Annotated in this window: 17 protein-coding genes; 9 read left to right on the top strand and 8 right to left on the bottom strand. The window is 41.9% G+C overall.

Features of this window, described 5'->3' with window-relative positions:
- The first annotated feature begins 37 nt into the window (after nt 1–37).
- From AB4135_RS05290 to AB4135_RS05275, 4 genes are all read left to right on the top strand, one after another.
- Nucleotides 38–1,606: a mannan-binding protein gene (locus tag AB4135_RS05290; protein ID WP_371990936.1), complete on the top strand. Its 1,569-nt coding sequence runs from the start codon at nt 38–40 to the stop codon at nt 1,604–1,606.
- Nucleotides 1,607–1,922: 316 nt separating this feature from the next.
- The gene (locus tag AB4135_RS05285) at nt 1,923–2,306 is read left to right on the top strand and encodes a VOC family protein (protein WP_371990934.1); all 384 of its coding nucleotides are present in this window, start codon (nt 1,923–1,925) and stop codon (nt 2,304–2,306) included.
- Between the two features lie 35 nt (nt 2,307–2,341).
- Nucleotides 2,342–2,803: a GyrI-like domain-containing protein gene (locus AB4135_RS05280; protein WP_371990932.1), complete on the top strand. Its 462-nt coding sequence runs from the start codon at nt 2,342–2,344 to the stop codon at nt 2,801–2,803.
- A 72-nt stretch (nt 2,804–2,875) separates the two neighbouring features.
- Nucleotides 2,876–3,556, top strand: coding sequence for a helix-turn-helix transcriptional regulator (locus AB4135_RS05275; protein ID WP_371990930.1), 681 nt, complete (start codon nt 2,876–2,878; stop codon nt 3,554–3,556).
- Nucleotides 3,557–3,630: 74 nt separating this feature from the next.
- Here AB4135_RS05275 and AB4135_RS05270 read toward each other — a convergent pair whose 3' ends face one another.
- Nucleotides 3,631–3,813 (bottom strand): CCGSCS motif protein, encoded by a 183-nt coding sequence (locus AB4135_RS05270; protein WP_371990929.1) that lies wholly within the window; start codon nt 3,811–3,813, stop codon nt 3,631–3,633.
- 516 nt (nt 3,814–4,329) lie between these two features.
- On the opposite strand from AB4135_RS05270, the gene AB4135_RS05265 reads away from it, so the two are divergent.
- Nucleotides 4,330–4,908, top strand: a complete 579-nt coding sequence (locus tag AB4135_RS05265; RefSeq protein ID WP_371990928.1) for a DUF2785 domain-containing protein — start codon at nt 4,330–4,332, stop codon at nt 4,906–4,908.
- Nucleotides 4,909–5,316: 408 nt separating this feature from the next.
- Nucleotides 5,317–7,278, top strand: a complete 1,962-nt coding sequence (locus AB4135_RS05260; protein ID WP_371990927.1) for a GGDEF domain-containing protein — start codon at nt 5,317–5,319, stop codon at nt 7,276–7,278.
- A gap of 91 nt (nt 7,279–7,369) precedes the next feature.
- Here AB4135_RS05260 and AB4135_RS05255 read toward each other — a convergent pair whose 3' ends face one another.
- The gene (locus AB4135_RS05255) at nt 7,370–8,140 is read right to left on the bottom strand and encodes a hypothetical protein (protein ID WP_371990926.1); all 771 of its coding nucleotides are present in this window, start codon (nt 8,138–8,140) and stop codon (nt 7,370–7,372) included.
- Nucleotides 8,141–8,142: 2 nt separating this feature from the next.
- Complete coding sequence (locus AB4135_RS05250) at nt 8,143–9,309, bottom strand: BamA/TamA family outer membrane protein (protein ID WP_371990924.1); 1,167 nt, start codon at nt 9,307–9,309, stop codon at nt 8,143–8,145.
- A 373-nt stretch (nt 9,310–9,682) separates the two neighbouring features.
- Between AB4135_RS05250 and AB4135_RS05245 the strand changes: the two genes are divergently transcribed.
- From AB4135_RS05245 to AB4135_RS05235, 3 genes are all read left to right on the top strand, one after another.
- Nucleotides 9,683–10,561 (top strand): LysR family transcriptional regulator, encoded by an 879-nt coding sequence (locus AB4135_RS05245; RefSeq protein WP_371990922.1) that lies wholly within the window; start codon nt 9,683–9,685, stop codon nt 10,559–10,561.
- Between the two features lie 139 nt (nt 10,562–10,700).
- Entirely contained in the window at nt 10,701–12,386 is a 1,686-nt protein-coding gene (locus AB4135_RS05240) for a thiamine pyrophosphate-binding protein (RefSeq protein ID WP_371990920.1), read from the top strand.
- A 115-nt stretch (nt 12,387–12,501) separates the two neighbouring features.
- On the top strand, nt 12,502–12,909 hold the full coding sequence (locus tag AB4135_RS05235) for a hypothetical protein (protein WP_371990918.1): 408 nt from the start codon (nt 12,502–12,504) through the stop codon (nt 12,907–12,909).
- Nucleotides 12,910–13,112: 203 nt separating this feature from the next.
- Here AB4135_RS05235 and AB4135_RS05230 read toward each other — a convergent pair whose 3' ends face one another.
- The 5 genes from AB4135_RS05230 to AB4135_RS05210 all read right to left on the bottom strand — a co-directional run bounded on the left by AB4135_RS05230 (nt 13,113) and on the right by AB4135_RS05210 (nt 19,044).
- Nucleotides 13,113–14,183, bottom strand: coding sequence for a hypothetical protein (locus AB4135_RS05230; RefSeq protein ID WP_371990916.1), 1,071 nt, complete (start codon nt 14,181–14,183; stop codon nt 13,113–13,115).
- Nucleotides 14,183–15,667 (bottom strand): GIY-YIG nuclease family protein, encoded by a 1,485-nt coding sequence (locus AB4135_RS05225; RefSeq protein WP_371990914.1) that lies wholly within the window; start codon nt 15,665–15,667, stop codon nt 14,183–14,185. Before AB4135_RS05225 ends, AB4135_RS05230 begins: the two co-directional genes overlap by 1 nt.
- A gap of 495 nt (nt 15,668–16,162) precedes the next feature.
- The gene (locus tag AB4135_RS05220) at nt 16,163–16,540 is read right to left on the bottom strand and encodes a hypothetical protein (RefSeq protein ID WP_371990912.1); all 378 of its coding nucleotides are present in this window, start codon (nt 16,538–16,540) and stop codon (nt 16,163–16,165) included.
- Nucleotides 16,541–16,679: 139 nt separating this feature from the next.
- Nucleotides 16,680–17,729, bottom strand: coding sequence for a hypothetical protein (locus AB4135_RS05215; protein WP_371990910.1), 1,050 nt, complete (start codon nt 17,727–17,729; stop codon nt 16,680–16,682).
- 13 nt (nt 17,730–17,742) lie between these two features.
- Nucleotides 17,743–19,044 carry a BamA/TamA family outer membrane protein gene (locus tag AB4135_RS05210; protein ID WP_371990908.1) on the bottom strand — a complete coding sequence of 434 codons (1,302 nt, stop codon included), beginning with the start codon at nt 19,042–19,044 and terminating at the stop codon, nt 17,743–17,745.
- Nucleotides 19,045–19,060: the final 16 nt, after the last annotated feature.

Genomic DNA, 19,060 nt, shown 5'->3' with positions numbered 1-19,060 from the left:
AGTCAGCATCTTGTTTATTAAAATAAAGGAATATTCTATGGACGCCCTATTAAGAAAAACCAGCACACAATTCGGTGCGCTTGTTCTGACCATTGCCAGCAGCAGCTTTGTACAAGCAGCGCCCCTTACCGACCACGCAATGATGACCGTAGCAGAACTTGCAGCCAGTGGCGGCACTACTGCTCTGAAGAGCTGTGCGGCTGATGCAACTTGGTTTAGCTCACCCTCAATGCCAAGTGAAGTCAAAACCAGTGACGGTCCTAATGACAGTTCGTTCTGTGACTTTTACCAGTTTTCTTGGCAAACATTTGCCTATCTAATGGCTAAATCAACAAACGCCCCATCAGTTATCAACTTTCAAGACAACAGCCAATTTAACCAGCTTGAGTTCAAACCAGACGGCAGCCCTGCCAACTCTTGCGATGATATACATGACTCACAAGTGCTATTTGTGCGTACCTCAAAGCATCAAGAAAATGATACCGATATGGTCATTCCTCAGATAATTGGTCAAGCAGGTAGCGGCGCTACCATTTACGATCAAAATCGTAATGTAGTCTATTACGATGTTCGCTTTAGCAAAAACATGTGTAATGTAAAACAGATCCAACAGCTACAAAACTTCCCAGCTGGCACTACCGAAATGAAAACAGCTTGGAAAGTGCTAGGCGCTAATGATGACCCCAATAGTTTCATCACCATGGAGGCTAACATTACCCCTGCCACCCCCGGAAATAGCAGCACGAAACCGACAAAACTGGGTATGGTTGGATTTCATATTGCCGTTGCTACAGAAGCTCACCCAGAATTTGTCTGGGCCACGTTTGAACACAAACTTAACGCCCCAGATTGCACATTACCGCAAAAAACCACAGGCTGGTCTTTTGCTAGCCAAACCTGTAGTGCAGGGCTAAAAGACAATAAACCTGGTTGCGAATTTAACAATCCGACTTCACAATCTAAGCTCACTGGCACGCCCTCAGAGATCTGCCGTATGTACCCTTACGGCTCTTCTATAGATGATCTTAAGTTTGACGACAATGTCTCCTCAATTAAAACCCTCAATGCCAATGTACAACCTTATTTGAATGATGAATTTAAGGTGCTAAAGAACTACTTTAATGTTGGCGCCCTTTGGGTTAGCGATACCAAACAAGGCTCTTATACAACACCTACTGACAACCAACCGGTGACGCAAATAAGTAACCAACGCGGTTCATTAAGGCTAGCTAACACTGTTGCCGAGACTGACTTTCAAGAGGTGAACACAGCAGCGATTAACCTTGACGGTAAATCATCCCCCTCAGCAGGCTTCGTCTCTAACTGCTTCGGTTGTCATAACTATGAAGGCTTGGACAGTAATATTAGCAATACCACCTCAAATAGTTTGAGTCATATTTTTGATGATATTGCTGTCGGCTCTAAGCAATGTTTGGATGTACAACCCGCTAACACCATCAACAGTAATACTCAGGCTAAAACGGACTGTCCGACCACCTGTAGTAACTCTTCCAGCAAACTTAAGTGGAATGGTCAATGGACCAATCAAAATGCTAGCACTGGTGCACAACTAGCGAAATCTGTTTGTGGTTGCTGCGCAATCTAATCAATACAAGGATATTCGAAGAGTAAGTAACTGCTCTTCGAATATCCCCTTCGGCTGCTTTGATGAAAGGCCCAAACACACTCGGTGATAGAACCCCAATGCACTGAACCGAAAAGCCTAAGTCATTACATTGTGAAGCAACCAAGAGAAAACCGATTATTCCCCCCACTGTTAACGTCAATTTCCAAACGATAATTAGTCATCATTCACTCTCTACTGACACCAAGCTGTCAGTAGCCCTGTTTTATCCTTGAACTGTCGCTGAGATATAGGCTTTCATCTCGAATGCTCACTCAGCTCATACAAGGAGTTCACCATGTTACCCACAGCAGCGTTAGTTTGGGGCGAGATCCCAGTTACCGATATGGATAGAGCCGTCGCGTTTTACAATAAACATTTTGGTGTCAGTTTCAGACGAGAAGTCATAAATGATATGGAGATGGCCGTGCTAGAAACTGCCGATAAAGACACTGCCAGTATCGGCTTAGTAAAACATGAGATGATGCAACCTTCAGCCCATGGTAGTGTGCTTTATCTTCATCTAAGCGAGCAGTTGTCAACGCTCGTGGACAAAATCGTCCATGCGGGTGTAAAAGTGCTCTTGCCTGTTATGCCTATCAAAGATGGCCAGTGTGGGTTTATCGCACTGTTTGAAGATTGCGAAGGCAATACTGTCGGACTTTGGTCTATGGAAAAGTAACGGCCAATTTAGTATCGAGAATTCAAGGAGGACGTATGAATAATTTGTCACCGGTGAAAGTCAAGCAACCCGCTATTACACTCGCGGGCTTAAGCGCAAGGACGAGCAACCTCAAAGAACAGCAGGCTTCAACACAAAAAATTGCTCCGCTATGGCAACGCTACTTTAGTGAGCATGCTCAAATACACAGCGGTGATCAACACATGTTTGGCGCCTATTATGATTACCAATCAGATGTGGACGATGAGTTTTCGGTATTAGTTGGCATAGCAGCCTCTCGTGAGCAAGCTTGTGATCTAACATTAGTTGCTGGTGATTACCTGAAATTTACTGGGCAGGGAGAGATGCCTCAATGTGTGGTAAGCCTTTGGCAGCAGGTATGGCAATATTTCACCTCTGTAGAATGTGAATATAAACGCTGTTATCTAACCGATTATGAGCTCTATATAGATAGCCATAATGTCGAGATTTATATTGGTATTAAACCATTAACCTAGCAACAGTTTGTCTGTATAAAAGTGCCAAGCTGAAGCTTGGCACTTTTAATCCAAAAACGACTAAGGAATGCAATGCGCCGCGCCGATAGATTGTTTCAATTAGTGCAAATACTGCGTCATAGGCGCTTAACCACTGCTAAAGAGTTAGCTGAAAGGCTTGAGGTATCAACACGGACTATCTACCGTGATGTGCAAGATCTTTGCTTAAACGGTATTCCAATAGAGGGTGAAGCTGGAGTCGGTTATCTGTTACGGCAAGAGGTCAATGTTCCACCACTCATGTTCAATGAAGCTGAATTAGAAGCGATACAAGTTGGCATGCGCATGATACAAGCTTGGGGTGGAAAGGAGCTCTCTAGTGCCGCTAAACAAGCGATGATAAAAGTTGAAGCGGTCTTACCAACAAAGCTCAAAAAGTATCAATCTTTGATGTTTGCCCCAGATACTTATATCGATACACAAGAGTTTCAATTTATAGACCCACTAAGAAAAGCTGCCCGGTTAAGAGAGTTTCTACTGTTAGATTATCGTGATGCAAAAGACGACACCAGCCACAGAAAAATACGCCCGCTAGCCATCTATTTTTGGAAAGGTACTTGGACTTTGCTCGCTTGGTGTGAACTGCGAAATGACTTCCGCAATTTCCGTGTCGATAGAGTGGTTAATTTAAAGCCGTTATCGCAGCAGTTTGCCATTACTCCAGGGCAAGAGATGCAAGATTACATTAGCTTGATGAAAGCTCAGCATTGCTAATGTACTAGCTATACAACGAAATTGACTCGCTCTGCGAGCTCACTTCTTAGCCAATTTCGCTTCAAACTCACAACTCAGTTAGAGCAAGAGCCACAACAAACACCGCTATCACCGTGCTTTGGCTTGGCATTTTCAGCTTTTACCGCCGCATTAGTCACTGCAGCTTTATCAGCCTTCTCGGAAGCCTTAGTCGTTAGTACTGCAGCTTGTTGCTCAGATTTGTTTAAACCAAATATTTTCTTGAATGATACTGACATATGAACTCCACAAGCATTAAAGGTGTATTTTTTACGCATGTTATAATTCTTGAGCAAAGTAGTCAACTATTAACAATGTCCACCTCTTCTCACCTCACCAGTATGTCGTTAGCGAGTAAATTGACCATCGTTTGAGCAATTGTTCTGTTTGCACCACAGTGAAGTCTATTCGACATTTGCACTTAAGCTCGATACCTTTCCCATGCTATTAAGTTATTTTCTAGGCAAGTTAAAGGAGGCTACTGGATGGAATTTATTGCTTATTATTATGCTCAATAGCATTCAATAATAGAGGGTTCTGATTGCGACAAATATTTTAGTGCGGAACAACTTCAGCAGCTCGAAGCAAACGATTTTGCAATCGCCGACTCAACGAAAAGACTAACGACTGCGGTATCATTAGTTAACTGCATTGATAATAACGATCCAGAGATTGCATTGTATTTGAGGGACTCAGCTTTTTGATTTAGAACCAAACAGCTAACGACCATAACCACTCAAACATTATTTTCCGACTTGAACCAAATACTGCTTACTACAAATAAAGACCCGAATAATTTTGCTCAACCATTTGCTGCTTTAATTCTGGCAGAAGTAGTAAGGGTTGATCGAATAGCCCCCTACCTAACAGAAAAACAGCGCCAAAACGTTATTAATACAGCCACTCACTATATGATATCGATTGATGATTACAGAGGGTTTGATGATGTTACCGGCTGGCGACACGCCGTAGCCCATAGTGCCGATCTCTTTTTACAACTAGCGTTAAATAAGCAGATAACTGCGTCTCAATTGAAACAGCTACTAGAAGCAATATCGATGCAAGTTGTCGCGAAAGATGCGCATTTTTATCATTGTGGAGAACCAAAGAGGTTGGCGTTGCCAACCATCTATATTGTGCTCACAGGGAAGTTAACTCAACACGATATTAGCCAGTTTTTCGACAGCATCGTCGATCCAGCCCCCTTCAAAGATTGGCAAAGCGTTTACAATAGTAATCTAGGTTTAGCCAAGCTGCACAATAGTCGTATTTGTCCTGAATCATCAGCGGTAAGAGTGAGAATTGGCAACTTAAAAAGCTGCATTCACAAGTAGAAGAGGCATTAAACAAACTCTAAAATAGATCTCATCAAAAATAGCGCTAAAGTAATGGCACCTCGAACTCAGTTAATTGTATAGCTAGGTAGGTAAATACGCGCTTAAAATATAAGCCCCTCTAAAAATTCAATATATAGACACAAAAAAGGACACAAACAGATACCATTGTTAATAAAACAAACCTGACTGACTGCCTTTGATATTTAATAGCCTAATTGTATATTTTATGGTAAAAATATCTTATAAAACTATTACCCACAACAATAATACTAAAATGAGTTTTTCTATAAAACAATAACGGGACGATTGTGGGGAGGAAGTTAATATTTACAGCATTTTATATCAAACCGACTCTTATTTTTAAAAGGTATGACTGTGGCCCTTAATGTTTTTCTATTTTTATTATTGATTATTTTATCACCATTATCCTTGGCTGATGAGCAGTATATATTTACTCCCCTTGAGTTAAAAATGGATAACATAGCAAATAGCTATGTAGGAGAACCATTAAAAAAACTTGAACAGCTAGAAATATTACGCCATGACAGTGCAAATTCATCTGTTGCAGAACGAGCCCTTATCAAGGCCTACGAATGTTCATTGCGTGCGGGGTTAACCCCGAATTTAGCACAACAAAACCTAGATAAGTTAAAGCAACTATCACAAGAAAACCAATATAATCATTCAGTCAGGGCTGCCACTGCTCTTTGTCAATCGGATATAGCAAGGCAAAAAAACAGCGATGATTACGATATAGCTATCTATAAATCTTTCTTATTTGCACAGAAATCTAAGCTTGCAACATTAAGATATTGGGTAAGCTTAAACAGCAATAGCCTATTCACAAAATACAATGACATGGAGTCTTCAGAAAGAGCTTTAAACACTGCTTTTAAAGTCGCGAGTGATAACAACGATATATATAGACTGAACATCTCGTCGTTCGAACTTGTTAATACCTACAATAAACTGCAACAATATGAGTTAGCACTAGCTAACTCTATCATTGCCCAAGACACTATCGAAAAGCTAGATACTCAGTGGTATCAAGATAAGATTTATGTAAGTCACTCTACAATACTAAGAAATATGAAAAAGTATAGTGAGTCCTTAGCTTTCAGTAAAAAGGCGGTCATCAAAGCCAAAGAAAGAGGTGACGTAAGAGAATCTAAATTTATTCTATTAGATATTGCTTTAATGTACTTATTTCAGGAAGAGTTGCAACTCGCTAAAGAACTAGTCAAAGAAGTCTTAAACTACAGTACGACTTTTGATGACCAATACCTCCTTAATCAAGGGAAATTACTAAAAAGTTATATCTATTTATTTGAAAAAAAACAAGAACAATCTACCGTGTTATTTGAGGAAGTTGTCGATTACTTAGGAAGAGAAAATTACATTCTAAAACAACTCGACAATTGGCAGCAGTTAATCGAAATAGCCGCTTTAGCAAACAACCAACAAGTAGTAGTTAAAGCACAGAAACAGTATAGCAAGCTGTTTAAACAACATAGCGCTAAAGAGCATGCTGCATTAGTGACACTGCTAACACAGGTTTACGAGAGCATTAGGCTGGATGATGCGACCATTACACAGCAAAAAATCATTCAGACCTTGGAAAAGAAGGCTCAGCTAGAACAGAATTACCACATACTGATCCTAATCACGCTAATTTTGGGTACGTTAATTGCTCTGTTTGCTATAAAAGCCCTATGGCGTAACGCCAATATTTATAAGGCCAATCAAGCTGAAATTAATCGCCAGCTTTTTTACGATCCTTTAACTCAGTGCTTTAACAGGCGCTATTTCAAAGATGTGATAGCAAAAAGTCTGATGTCTAAAGATATTGAAGATGGCACTAGCTTTTTAGTAGCAATAGACATCGACAATTTTAAGTCTTTTAACGATACATACGGGCATGCGGCCGGTGATGTGGCGTTGCAGTCGATGATCAACTCATTACAATCAGATCTACGCGCTAATGACCGGGTAGTTCGCTTTGGCGGTGAAGAGTTCCTTATGGTGTTATCACCTAATGATAGCTTTAAAGTGGAAGTGGTGATTGAGCGTATTATGCAGTTGGTGAGAAGCACTCCAATTATCATCGAAGATAAACCAAGAAATATAACAATCAGCATTGGCTACATCCCTGTAGGCAAAGTCAACCACATTTCAGAGCTTGACGCCTTACTTAACCTGGCGGACAAAGCACTATATCTAGCAAAAGAAAACGGCAGAAACAGAGCGGTAGGTGTATACGATCTGCAGTGTCCAGCGAGTGCAGTCGACAATATTACAATTGCCCATAAAAATGCCCTACTCAAGCTTACAGAGATAACACCTAGCTATACAAAAAATTCTGCGTAGGGCGTTAGATCTTTCGAACTTAGCTTTTATTCGAACCCAATTCTTTTAGAACTAGGCATGACCCACATTGCCTCATATTCTAGTGGGCCGTTTATTCACACGTTGAACTGTAGGCATTCAGTTCAATCAGCCCTTGCAGAATAATGCCATGATAGCGAGCTTTAACCAGTTGATAGTCCAGCTCAGGAGCAAAGTAGTAGGTCACTTCCTCCTCACCCGTTTGTTTTACCGGGATCACAGCTAGCTCGCCCCACGGCTCGATTGTTGCAGTTTGCTGCTGCTGCACATAGAGCTGGTAGGGTTCAATGGCATCTGATGCTTGCCTGACTAAGGCAAATTGGGTACGACCTTGCAATAAAAAATGACGCATTTGAATGGCTAGGGTATCAACATCCCTAAGTGCAATGGCCTTTGAGTGATAGTGGTCAATATCACCATCTATATTGACCTCAGTATCTCGGCCATTATTACTAAAAGAAACTTGCATGTCCCTGGCACGAAAGCCGGTGACCTTTTGGTGAAATTCATCAGTAAGCCATTCGGCCGTTTTCGTTGACCAAGACAGTTGTGCCCGCTGTTCATAGCGAGTACCAATCCCCAAGATACTGGCTTTACTACTTGAAGTCACCACCGCAGTTTTACCTTGCCAACTTTCGGTTCGTTCCATAGTGCCGGTGTGAATACCACTTAAATAAATATCGTAACTGGCACTACGATTACACTGTTTAACCAACTCTTTTGACTTTGTCGTTTGCGCAGCTTGCGCCTGCTCTACCTTTGACTGCTGGGCAGATACAGGTAAAGCTTGCGCAATTACTAAGCCTAATAAGCTCAATTTCAGGTAAACAGCGAATTGATTCATGCCTAGAATACTTCGTTCACGTTGAGGTAAAAGTTAGTTTCATTTTCACCCACGCCAATATCAAGGCGTAAATTGATGTTGTCTTTTAGCTTAAAGCGGAAGCCTGTACCGTAAGAGGTTAACAGCTCCTCGTTAAGATCACTGACTTTATCGGCGACACTGCCCACTCCGCCCCAAAAAACCATGCCATAACGCTGGAAGATAGGTAAACGATACTCAACTTGCCCCATCATCATCTGCTTGTCACGGTAACGACCTTTGATATAACCGCGCATTGCACTTGAACCACCTAAATCTGGCAGCATGTTCCAAGGCACATCGCCGTCGGTAAATTTGCCTTGTACTTGCCAAGCAATCAGTCCAGGTGCAGCGCTTAGCAAGGATGTAGAACTTAAATCGATGTAGTTAGCGAGTTCTAGGTTATAGGTTGAAAACGTCGAGTATTCACTGTTTTGGTACAAGCCTGCATCTATCTGGAATAACCAGCCTTTAGTGGCATTTAAGCGGTAATCTCGCGAGTCATAAATACTGGTTACCACTACGCCAGAGCTAAAGTTACTTGGCAATGTGGAGTCGACATCCACAGGAACGCCGGTTTCAACTAACTCAAGTTTATCAGCACTGGCATAGGTAAAGTCAGCTCCAACACCAAGAAAGTAATTACCTGCAATCTCGCTCATCCATGTGGGTTTAAAGCTATAAACCTGTTCTTCAAATTCATGATGGTTAGCGTCAACATTGCCATCTTCGATACCTTGCCCATAATAAACGGATGCTTCGTTGTGTAACTCAAGTCCCAGTAACAAGCGCTGCTTACCGCCGTTGAGAAAGGTCATGTTTTCAACTTCAACCCCGTAAGAGTTGTTCATTGATACAAAGGAGTTAAGCACTAATGACGATGGCTGCTCTTCAGCTTTAGCCCCGTCTGTTTTATATAAGCCTACCATTAACAGTCCCACACCAAACTTTTTCTCAGGCGTGTAATAAGCTGTTGGCAGGTAGCTCATATCAATGGGCTTGCTGTCATCAAATTCGCCGTCAGCACCAAAGACCGACAGAATGTCATCAACCCAAGTTGGCTGCATATCTTTAGGGGTTTCAAACAGAGGTTCAACTGCAACTGCGACGTTAGAAAAAGCAAATAGGGTCAGCAATAAAATCCGTTTCATAAGTACTCGAATCGATAAAGGGAAATAGAAGGATTGTAGCGACGCTTTTTGCACTAGTGATCTCAAGCAAAGCCGCCAAACAGGTCAATAATAAACTTGCGAGCGCATTCTACCATTACGACAGTTTTCAACAATTACTTTTTCAATTTAGCTCCAGACGTTATGGCTAATGCCAAAATTGGGCGGTTTAACTTTGGAGGTATAACCTGCCCAAACAGCCTAACGACCAACTTGTTCATGGCTAAAGCACTGACAATAACTATCGTAATAACCTTAGTGTTGTAGCTTAAATGCTGTGAATATTATGTATAAACCACTTTTAATTGCCACTGAAATAACGCATCTTGATATCAAACAGGGATAGGACAGTCTTATGAAAATCCAATTAGATGATTACTATGTTTTTTGTCAGGTAGCGAAATATGGCAGCATGAAGCAAGCGAGTGAAAAAACACGCTTACCATTATCAACTGTCAGTAGACGTATTGTGGCATTAGAAGAGAGTCTGGGCTTACAGCTATTTATTCGTAACAAAAATAAGCTAATGCTCTCCAATGAAGGGGGCAGGTATTATCAAAAGCTTAGCGGCATGGTTGAGGTATTAGCTAATACTATCGATGAACTCAATGATGATTCGGGCCTGCTTAGCGGCCATATAGTCATATCTACCACTAAGCTGTTCTACACTCGATTTATTCATCCGGCCATTCTCAGCCTGTTAAAGGATAACCCTAAATTAAGTGTCGAGTTGAAGCACTCGGTAAACTCAACCACATTAACCGATGATGTTGATATCGCAGTGGTGAATGGCGAACTACCGATCAGCAATTTAATCGCCAGAAAATTGATTGAGCTAGAGTTAGCCTTTATGGCAAATGAGGAGTTTGCTCAGCAATATAAAGATGAAATAGCAAACGGTGAGTTTAATGCTTTGCCTTATGTTGCGACCCTCTCCCACCCTTCACTCCCTATTACCAATAAAAGCACTGATGAAGTAATAAAGATCCAACCAAGCCAAAAGTTCAGCGTTATCGACGCCGAGATGTTACTCAGCGCGATTAACGACGGGCTTGGATACGCTATCGTTCCACTCTATGCTACCGAATCACAAAATGAACAGTTCAAGCTGGTACCGATATTTGAAGACTATGCATTAGCGCCTGTGCCTTTTTCACTTTTATACCGCAGCCGTAACTTACAGTCCGCCGCCCAGCGCGCGGTAGTCGATGCCATCGTCAGCGCTTTTAAATAACGCTTTTCAGTAAAAAATGCCAATCTCATTTTTGGGATTGGCAGGCTCAAAATACGCTATATAGAAGATTATCAGCTTTCCTTAATATTACCTCAAGCAAACAGCTAACCACTTTTAATTCAATTAATGAGGTAACACCATGCAACAGATTACACTAGCAACTTATATCCTTACTCGTCTAAAAGAGCTAAACACTAACCACGTTTTTGGTATCCCTGGCGACTACGTACTGCCATTCTTCGATGAGATTTTAGATGGCAACCACGGCGTTCAACATATCATGCCGAGAAATGAACTGAACGGCACTTATGCCGCTGACGGTTACTCAAAAATGAACGGTTTTGGCGCCATGGTAGTGACATTCGGTGTCGGTTCTTTAAGTTGCACTAATGCACTTGCCGGTGCTTATGCCGATGACACACCCATTATAGTGATTGCAGGTACCGCAGCTGTTGAGGTGCTAACGACACCAACAGAGCGACGCTACCACCATGTTATCGAAAACAACTTCGATACCAATATCGAGATGTTTAAGCATATTACCTGCGCCAGTCAACGCCTGGTCGATTTAAGCACTGCTACTTTCGACGTTGACCAAATGCTACGTAAAGCAATGCAGTCTAAGAAGCCTGTTTACTTAGAAGTACCTTATGACCTGCAAACAGCAATGGTTGATGCACCAACTCGCCCACTAGACCTGATGCTTGAACAGTCTTCATCTAGCAATCTAAATGCGGCGCTAGAAGCTAGTGTGACACTGCTTGAGAAGTCAAAAACCCGCAGTGTGTTAACGGGCCACCTACTGCAACGAGAAGGTATGATCAAACAAGGGATACAGTTGGTTGACCAGCTCAATGCCGCGGTTGCAACGACCTTCAGCTGTAAGATGGGCGACTTTGACGCACACCCCAATAGTATCGGGATCTATATGGGTGAAGTCAGCGAAGATTACACCAAGGAGATGATGGACGGCGCTGATGTCGCGATTGCGCTTGGCGTGACATTAAATGAATTTGATACAGGTGTATTCACAACGCGACTCGGCCAGCAGCAAGACGTTATCTGGATCCGCAAAGACTATGTCGAGATCAATGGTGAACGCTATGACATGGTATACCTGCGTGATTTTGTGCCTGCGCTTTTAGGTGCTATCAGACATATCGATGCGGGTGAATTAACCCTACAAGCACGCCGCAAGTTTGCCTTTGAACAACAGGACAAATTTACTCCAACAGACAATGAACTGACGATAGATAGATTATTTGTGCAGTTCTCCAACTACCTTGAAGCTGGCGACATGCTCTATGGCGATACCGGTGGCTTTATCAATGCATCACAAGCAGAGTTCCCAGCTGATATTGTCATGCACGGCTGTGGTAACTGGGGATCATTAGGTGCAGGTTTCGGCATGTATGTCGGGGCAAACTTTGCTAATGAACAGCACAATCGTCGCTCGGTCAGTATTCAAGGTGAAGGCGCTTTCACCATGAGCGCTCAAGATTTAGCAACCTTGATTGAGCACAAAAAAGATCTGGCACTGTTCATTTTAGATAACTCTGGCTATGGCGCAGAACGTGCGATTCACCCAGGTAAAGAGCGTTCATACAACGACATTGCAGTTTGGAAGTATGAAAAGCTTGGCGAAGCTCTTGGTGGTACCGAAGGTGTTGACGTGCATAGCTATGTCGCCAACACAGAGCAAGAGATGGATGCCATCTTCAAAGCGTTAAAAGAGCCAAAAGGCGTCAACATCGTCCGCGTGATGTTAGATCCAAACGACTCTGCCACTTTCAACCTACGTTTTAGCCAGCTACTAAAACACTAACACCTCACGTCGTACAACACTCAATATCAGCCAGTAATGGCTGATCCCCTTTGTGAATTAACGCCTCTATCACGGGGCGTTAATTAAAAAACAAGCATCACGTAAAGATACCAATATGTTTTCTATCAATCATCTTGTGAAGTCAGTATCAGCTCTATTTTTAGTACTAGCAGTCTCTATACCCGCCACTGCAGCGCAGTGGGAAAAGCTAGGCCAGCGCTCAGTTAAGCGTGGAGTAGATAAAGATGTCATGCACGTCACGATAGCGAATGGTGGCTTTAGACAACTTAAAATTGCAGTTAAAAAAAGCCCGGTAAACATTAAGAAGATTATAGTTGAGTATGCCAATGGCAAGCGAGACGAATTAAAACTCAGATCTGTCATTAGCGCAGGTAGCGAGAGCCGCTTAATGGATCTTAGAGGTGGTAAACGGGTGATCCGTAAAGTCACTTTTTATTATGAAACCATCGAACGAGGACGCGGTAAAGCCATCGTTACTGCGTGGGGAAGAAGAGGTGTTTAGCAGGATGAGAATATCAAAGGGCTATTTGAAATATGCGTAGCCCCATAAAATTATTGTCTATTTATCCAAATACTGCTTTAAGCCGCTAATAACAGAGGGATACATCAATATTAGTGCACACATTTAAACAGCCTTAATGATTTCAATATCAAGACTGCTTAACCGCTATCAATAGCTGAACGCTTAACAAGAAGCAGCCTATATCAGAGTGGCTGCAGAGTTAAATAAGTTGCTGCAACCGCAATAACCAATGCCAGCCCAGAAAGAGCATGGCGGCTTAACATAGCCTTAATACTCGACTGCTGTAATTGAAAGTCTTGCTGTTGCTGCTTAGAATATTCCAAAGCTTGATGGGCCTGCTCAAGCTGGTTGGTAAGCTCGGTTAACCTGCCACCATTAGCCGCTATATCCTGAGTATGCTTGTCCAACTCGCTTCGTATGCCAACTATCAACTCGGCTTGGCTTTTAATCTGTAAATCGGCTTGTTGCTGTATTTTCAATAGCGCAGCGTTTTGCTTACTCAGTCGTGTAATCTCACTATCTTGAGACTGATCTTTTTCCGTTTTAACTTCACTCTCTTGTTGCAGGGCTTGCGCCAATTTAGATAACTGGTTGATATCTTCATCTTGAGCGAGATCTTTTTTACGCTTGATTTCGCTTTTTTGCTGCAGTTCATTAATTAGCTGTTGGCGAGTATCGGCGCCTTGAATAATCTGTTCTGACGTTTTGTCTAACCGTTCAATTTTGGCACTTTGTTCGGAATCAAGAATATCTTTGACTTCAACAAAGTCATCCAGCTCAGTGAGCTTACGCTGATGACTTTCAATCTGTTCTGACTGGGCTAACTGATAACTGACCTGCTGCTCTAACTTAGTCACAATCGCCAATGCGGCATCTTTTTGATTACTGTCTAAGGTACGATCATCCTTGGCTAAATGGGCAATCTTCTCAACTAGTGCTTGGTGAAAATCCTTTAAGAAGCCGTTTTTAATGTTTTGCACTTTTAGCACTATGCTCAAAATACTCTGAGTCACCTCTAAGCTAGCGCCAAGGTTTTCAATCATACCAGCAAGCTCTTTGGTATTACGTCCTGAAATACCACCAAACGCATTACCCCAAAAACCCTTTTCACTGATATCACTGGCAAGTTGCTGCACATTTTGGCTGCTTTTCAGTGCCTCAGTGAGCTTAGCTAGATTACTTTCAAAATCCTGAAAGAAAACTTGGTACTCTTGCCTTTCTACTAATTCTTGTTTTTTTGTTGCCAGTTCCACTATTTTGCTCCCAAGGAAATACTGTTTAATCTATCTTCTATGCTGAAAGCTTCGATAGCTTGATGTTGTTCTAGTTGGCCCGTTTTGGCTTTTAAATCGACCACAAGTTCTTTTGATGAACGCATGTAACCTTCGAGATCATTGAGCAGAATCAAGTCCTTTTCCGCATTAATGACCAACTGGGCACAAGCGCTTTTTTGTTGCTCATAGGATTGGTTCAACATGGGGTTAAAGTTAACAATTTTATCCACGACCGTGGGGATAAAACCCGATAAATAATGACTTGAAACACCAAAGCCAATCGCAGCAATAGTGGCCGCAATATAAGGTGAGTACGGCGCAATAGGAGGAAACAATGCGGTTAACTTCGCTTCTATAATAGGGTCGAGTGCGTCCCATATCACCAAACAACCGCTAGTAATGATTATTTCCGAAACTTTATGTACCAACTCCTCCTTTGATAGGCTTTTTGATCCTTTATAAAGTTGCCACGCTGCATAACCTAACTCATAGATATTTTTTGCTAATTGATAAACCTTTCGAAAAGCACTAGCAAAGGCGTTGACGATGAACTCGAATAAGCCTTTCAATATTGAGCCTGGATTTTTGACCATATTAGTCAACACTGCCCAAATCTTTTTGAATAAGCGTTTAACACGGTCTTTTAACTTGGTTTTACCGCCAGAAACAATATCAACCAACTCATCTTTAAGTGCTTTAATACAAGTAGTAATAAGGGTTTCTAATACATTCCAACCTACATTAGCAGCCGCTTCTGTCGCCGCTCCTTTTACCAAGCTGGCAGTGCTTCCTGAAGCGTCTTTCATTTTTTTAGCTTCGATGTTGGAGCGTGAACCTTGCTCATTTAATAACTCTTCACGAGCATTCACCTTCGGTGCAGCATCTTTAATGAGGTGCGCTTCAATGGCGGCGGCCGTTTCTTTAGATTCACAAGAGATGAATTTGACTGTACAACCCTCGCTGAGCTGTTCGGTCAACTTGTATTGCTCACCATTTTTAAGTTTCTGGCGATTTTCGTTTAAATGGCCAGCATGCCATCGACCACGGATATTAGTACTATCTCCGACATAAACGGGGGTATTCTGTTTATCAAAGACAACATAAACACCTGGGGTATTCGGCACCTTATGCAAGCCATCAGCAATACCATCACGAACACTAAACTCACCATCAAAGTGCATGCTAGATAATGAGGAGATCCCATGGGAAAGGCTTTTAGAGATCATCTCCTTCCAAGCTTCACCTCTATTGGCGACCTCCATAACATCGGCAGCTGAGGTCGCCGCTAAGCTATCGGACACAGTGGTTTTTAAACTGCTTTTGTTGCTATTGGGTTGGGAATTATTTTTATTTCTAACGCCACCAACTAATTTGCGGGTCACGTTATCGATGGCTTTATCTACAATGGCATTAGAGAGTGGCGACAGACTGTGTACTGCCGCAGAACTATCTGAGGTACTCATTAATTCATCCTTGTTATACAGACGAGTAGGCTTATAAAATAAGGACGCTCATCAACATATTGTTTAAACTAACTAAAACACAAAAATAACATAGCATTCAAAATCAATTTCAAGCATTTATCCCAATATTTGAAATTCCAACACTCAGCATTCATGAATGGACAAACTCTGTACAACTACAAAACAGTTTTTAGTTGCAGCTGCGCTTTCTTTTTTTCTAAAGTAAATTTGAAGTAATAATGAACCCTCAAAACTTATTTTAAAGGGTAAAGAGAAAGCAAACAGCTTACCGCTTAATAACTTACGAAATAAGTATTTTTATGGTAACTCATTGATGAATGGTGTATTAACAAGCAAAAAAGCCATTTGTATTGGCATACAAATGGCTAAAAAGTCAGCGCAAAGCGATTATTACCCTATGGAATAAAGAGGAGTTTCCTACAATAAGCATATAAAGGGCCTATTGATGTCCAACAGGCTAAGCCCCGCAATTTGCTAACCACCGAAAGTAATATCAATTTGATGTTCACTTTCACTGACAGGGTCGACATTAAAGAATGTACCTAATGGGCACTCATCAGCATCAATGGGCGCAGGTGCTAAAAAACCTTTCTGCTGGCCTTTGTTCGTCGTCCACACTCGGCAAGCTCGCTCGCCATCTTCGGTCATAAAGACATACTCAGTGGTGCCCTGCTTGTCCAACGTAGGTCCTGTACTGTCGCAGTTCTGCCAGTCCTCATTTAGCGCCTTCGCCACACTATAACAGATAGACTTAGCATCATACTCTATCGCAGATTCTACAGAAGTTGCTACACTAACAGCAAAGGAAGTCACACTTAGCAGCGACAATATTACCAGTATGTGTTTTAACATTTTCAAACCTATTCAGTGGGTGTCGAAACTATGGACACAACCCCCCTGAGTAAGTTCATTAGCCTTGCTAGTAATCGCTATTGGCGCACTAAATTAGCCCGTTTATTCAATAGCAACTGCTAACATTGCCGCTAAAAAATTAAAACTTGTAGGTATACATAGCCACGTAATTCTGTCTACCATCACCGATATTAGCTTCTAAATCAAACGAGTGATGCTTAGTCAAACTCCAATCAAAACCTATTAATCCTGCATACTGGGTAACATTTTGCTGGGTAATGGTATAGCCAAGCCCTTCTAAAGTTGGCCCACCTTTGATCTCCGCATCTGACTGCCCCGTTGTTCCCTCTACGTCCATATATGAAACACCAATATACGGGTTTACAAAGCCCCAATTGGGAACATTAAATGAAGTTCCGACTCTTGCACTGACTAGCAATGTTTCTGACTCAGTTCTGTCGTCGTCTGTTTTAGTCCAGGTATAGCTGAATGGAACCAGAACAAAAACATGGTCAAAACCATAAACAAAGTTGGTGGTAAAACCATAGTTCCATCCCGAGTAGTCTGGAGATATCTCTGGTAGTTCAATATTTTCAGGTACATCATCACAAAATGCAGGCGTCACTCGGCCGCCACATACCTCTTCAATTTTCTCAAAAATAGCCGTTGGAATTTTGATATAAAGATCGGTTGAACCTTCAAACCGCCCGCCGTGTATTCCGACTTGCATGAAGGGGAATATCCACGCTGCTAAGCGTAACTGTACACTGCCAGTTTCGACATCTGGTTGACCAAAATCAATACTATCAAGGTCAATAAACTCACCAATATCGACCCCCTTATAATTTAACTTTAAGTTAGAAAGTGCTAAATCTTGTTTTGAATAATTGGGGATAATCGAAATTGAGAATGGTAGTGGTAGGTCATACCCCTTTTCAATCACTTGCTGACCAAAGAAAGGTAAGTAATGCTCCCACTTACGATTAGGATCGGTACTTTTGCTGGGAATAATGTCTGAACGAACCGTCTCATTGCGCTTTTGTTGACGCTTCTCTCTGGCTGTTTGTGTTTCCGGTACTTCAATTTCAGCCGTAGATTCAACTGTTTCAGTTGTTTTCGGCACAGGTTCATCCGTTGCTAAAACAGAAAATGTAGCGCTGGAGATGAGTATGACCAACAATTTATACATAGTGAATTCCCTTTTAAAATGCTTCATTAAACGTTAAATAGAAGCCGCTTTCAGTCGCATTACGACCATAATCAACACGCACATTCATTCTCGGCTGTAGCTCAAAGCGGTAACCTACGCCATAGCTATAAATTAAGTTGTCGTACAATTGCTGTGGCTCGTTAGCTATCGAGCCTAAGCCAGCAAAAACCGTCATTCCATGCCGAGTTAACTCCCCATTTTGATATTTAAAGGTATGACGATATTCAACGGTATTTTCAATCGAATTTTTATCGCGGTAATGTCCTCGATATACGCCTCTTAAAGAGTCTTGACCACCGACAGTCGGCATATCGTAATAAGGTACATCGCCGTCACTCCATTGAAACGCATTATAAAAAGCCAGTACTCGTCCTTTGCTTATAGAGTAGTAATATCGGTAATCAAGCAGTAGCTTCTGATAGTCGTTGTCGCTGCCAATCTTTTCTGAATAGACGATGTATTCGAAATTGAAAAATTGGCCACTCCAAGCATTTACAGAGAAATCCCGACTATCATGCTCAAGCGCCACACCTAGCCCTAAGGAGAATGGCTTGTCTTTAAACTCTTGAAAATTAGGGTCATCAATTGCAGTTTGCGGGAGGGTATCTTCGTCAGGCTGATAACTTTTCACCCGAAGAGCAGGACCAAGATAAAAACCATCAAAAGTAAGAAATGTTATGTTTCCTTCGTAATTCAACATCTTATACTCATAAAGCAGGTCGTCTGATGCTTCAAGCGCATCGCCAGCTTCATAACCCACTCCCCAGTAATATTCACTTTGTTTACCCATGGTAAATTTGCCAATAAGGCGCATAGCATTATTATCAAAAAACAGATTCTGCTTTGACCGCAAGCCTAAACCGACGCCGCTTTCAACTTTGTTACCGATGGCCACTAAGGTCAGGCTCGAGCGCTGTAGCTGTTGCTCTTGTCTGTTAGTCGAGAAAGAGTACAAAGCCCCTAATGCCAGCATCACACCTGTTTCTGGCATATAACCTGGCCCACCCAAAATCGAAAACAGCGGTAAGCCATTCTTTGTGGAGTGGTCTTTCAAGGCTTTTTTGTAGTTATCTAGCTTTTGCTCTAGTGCATCACACTCGACATTGCAGTCATCAAGCTTTTCATCAATCGCATCAATGGCTGTTTTATAAGCTCGCGCTCTCTGCTCAGCTTGCTCCAAAGTCTTAAAAAATGGCAAAGCATCACCGACTGGAAGCTGCTCAACTGAATTCACAGCAGCGACTTCGGCGCAAGCAATTGTTGGAAAAAGGCATAAAAGAATCAGCTTTTTCATAAAATCCTTTTCAAAT

The sequence above is a fragment of the Shewanella sp. 10N.286.54.B9 genome, assembly GCF_041468565.1.
Classification (GTDB): domain Bacteria; phylum Pseudomonadota; class Gammaproteobacteria; order Enterobacterales; family Shewanellaceae; genus Shewanella.
The sequence above is the reverse complement of the archived record's forward strand: the minus strand, read 5'-3'. Positions and strand labels throughout refer to the sequence as shown.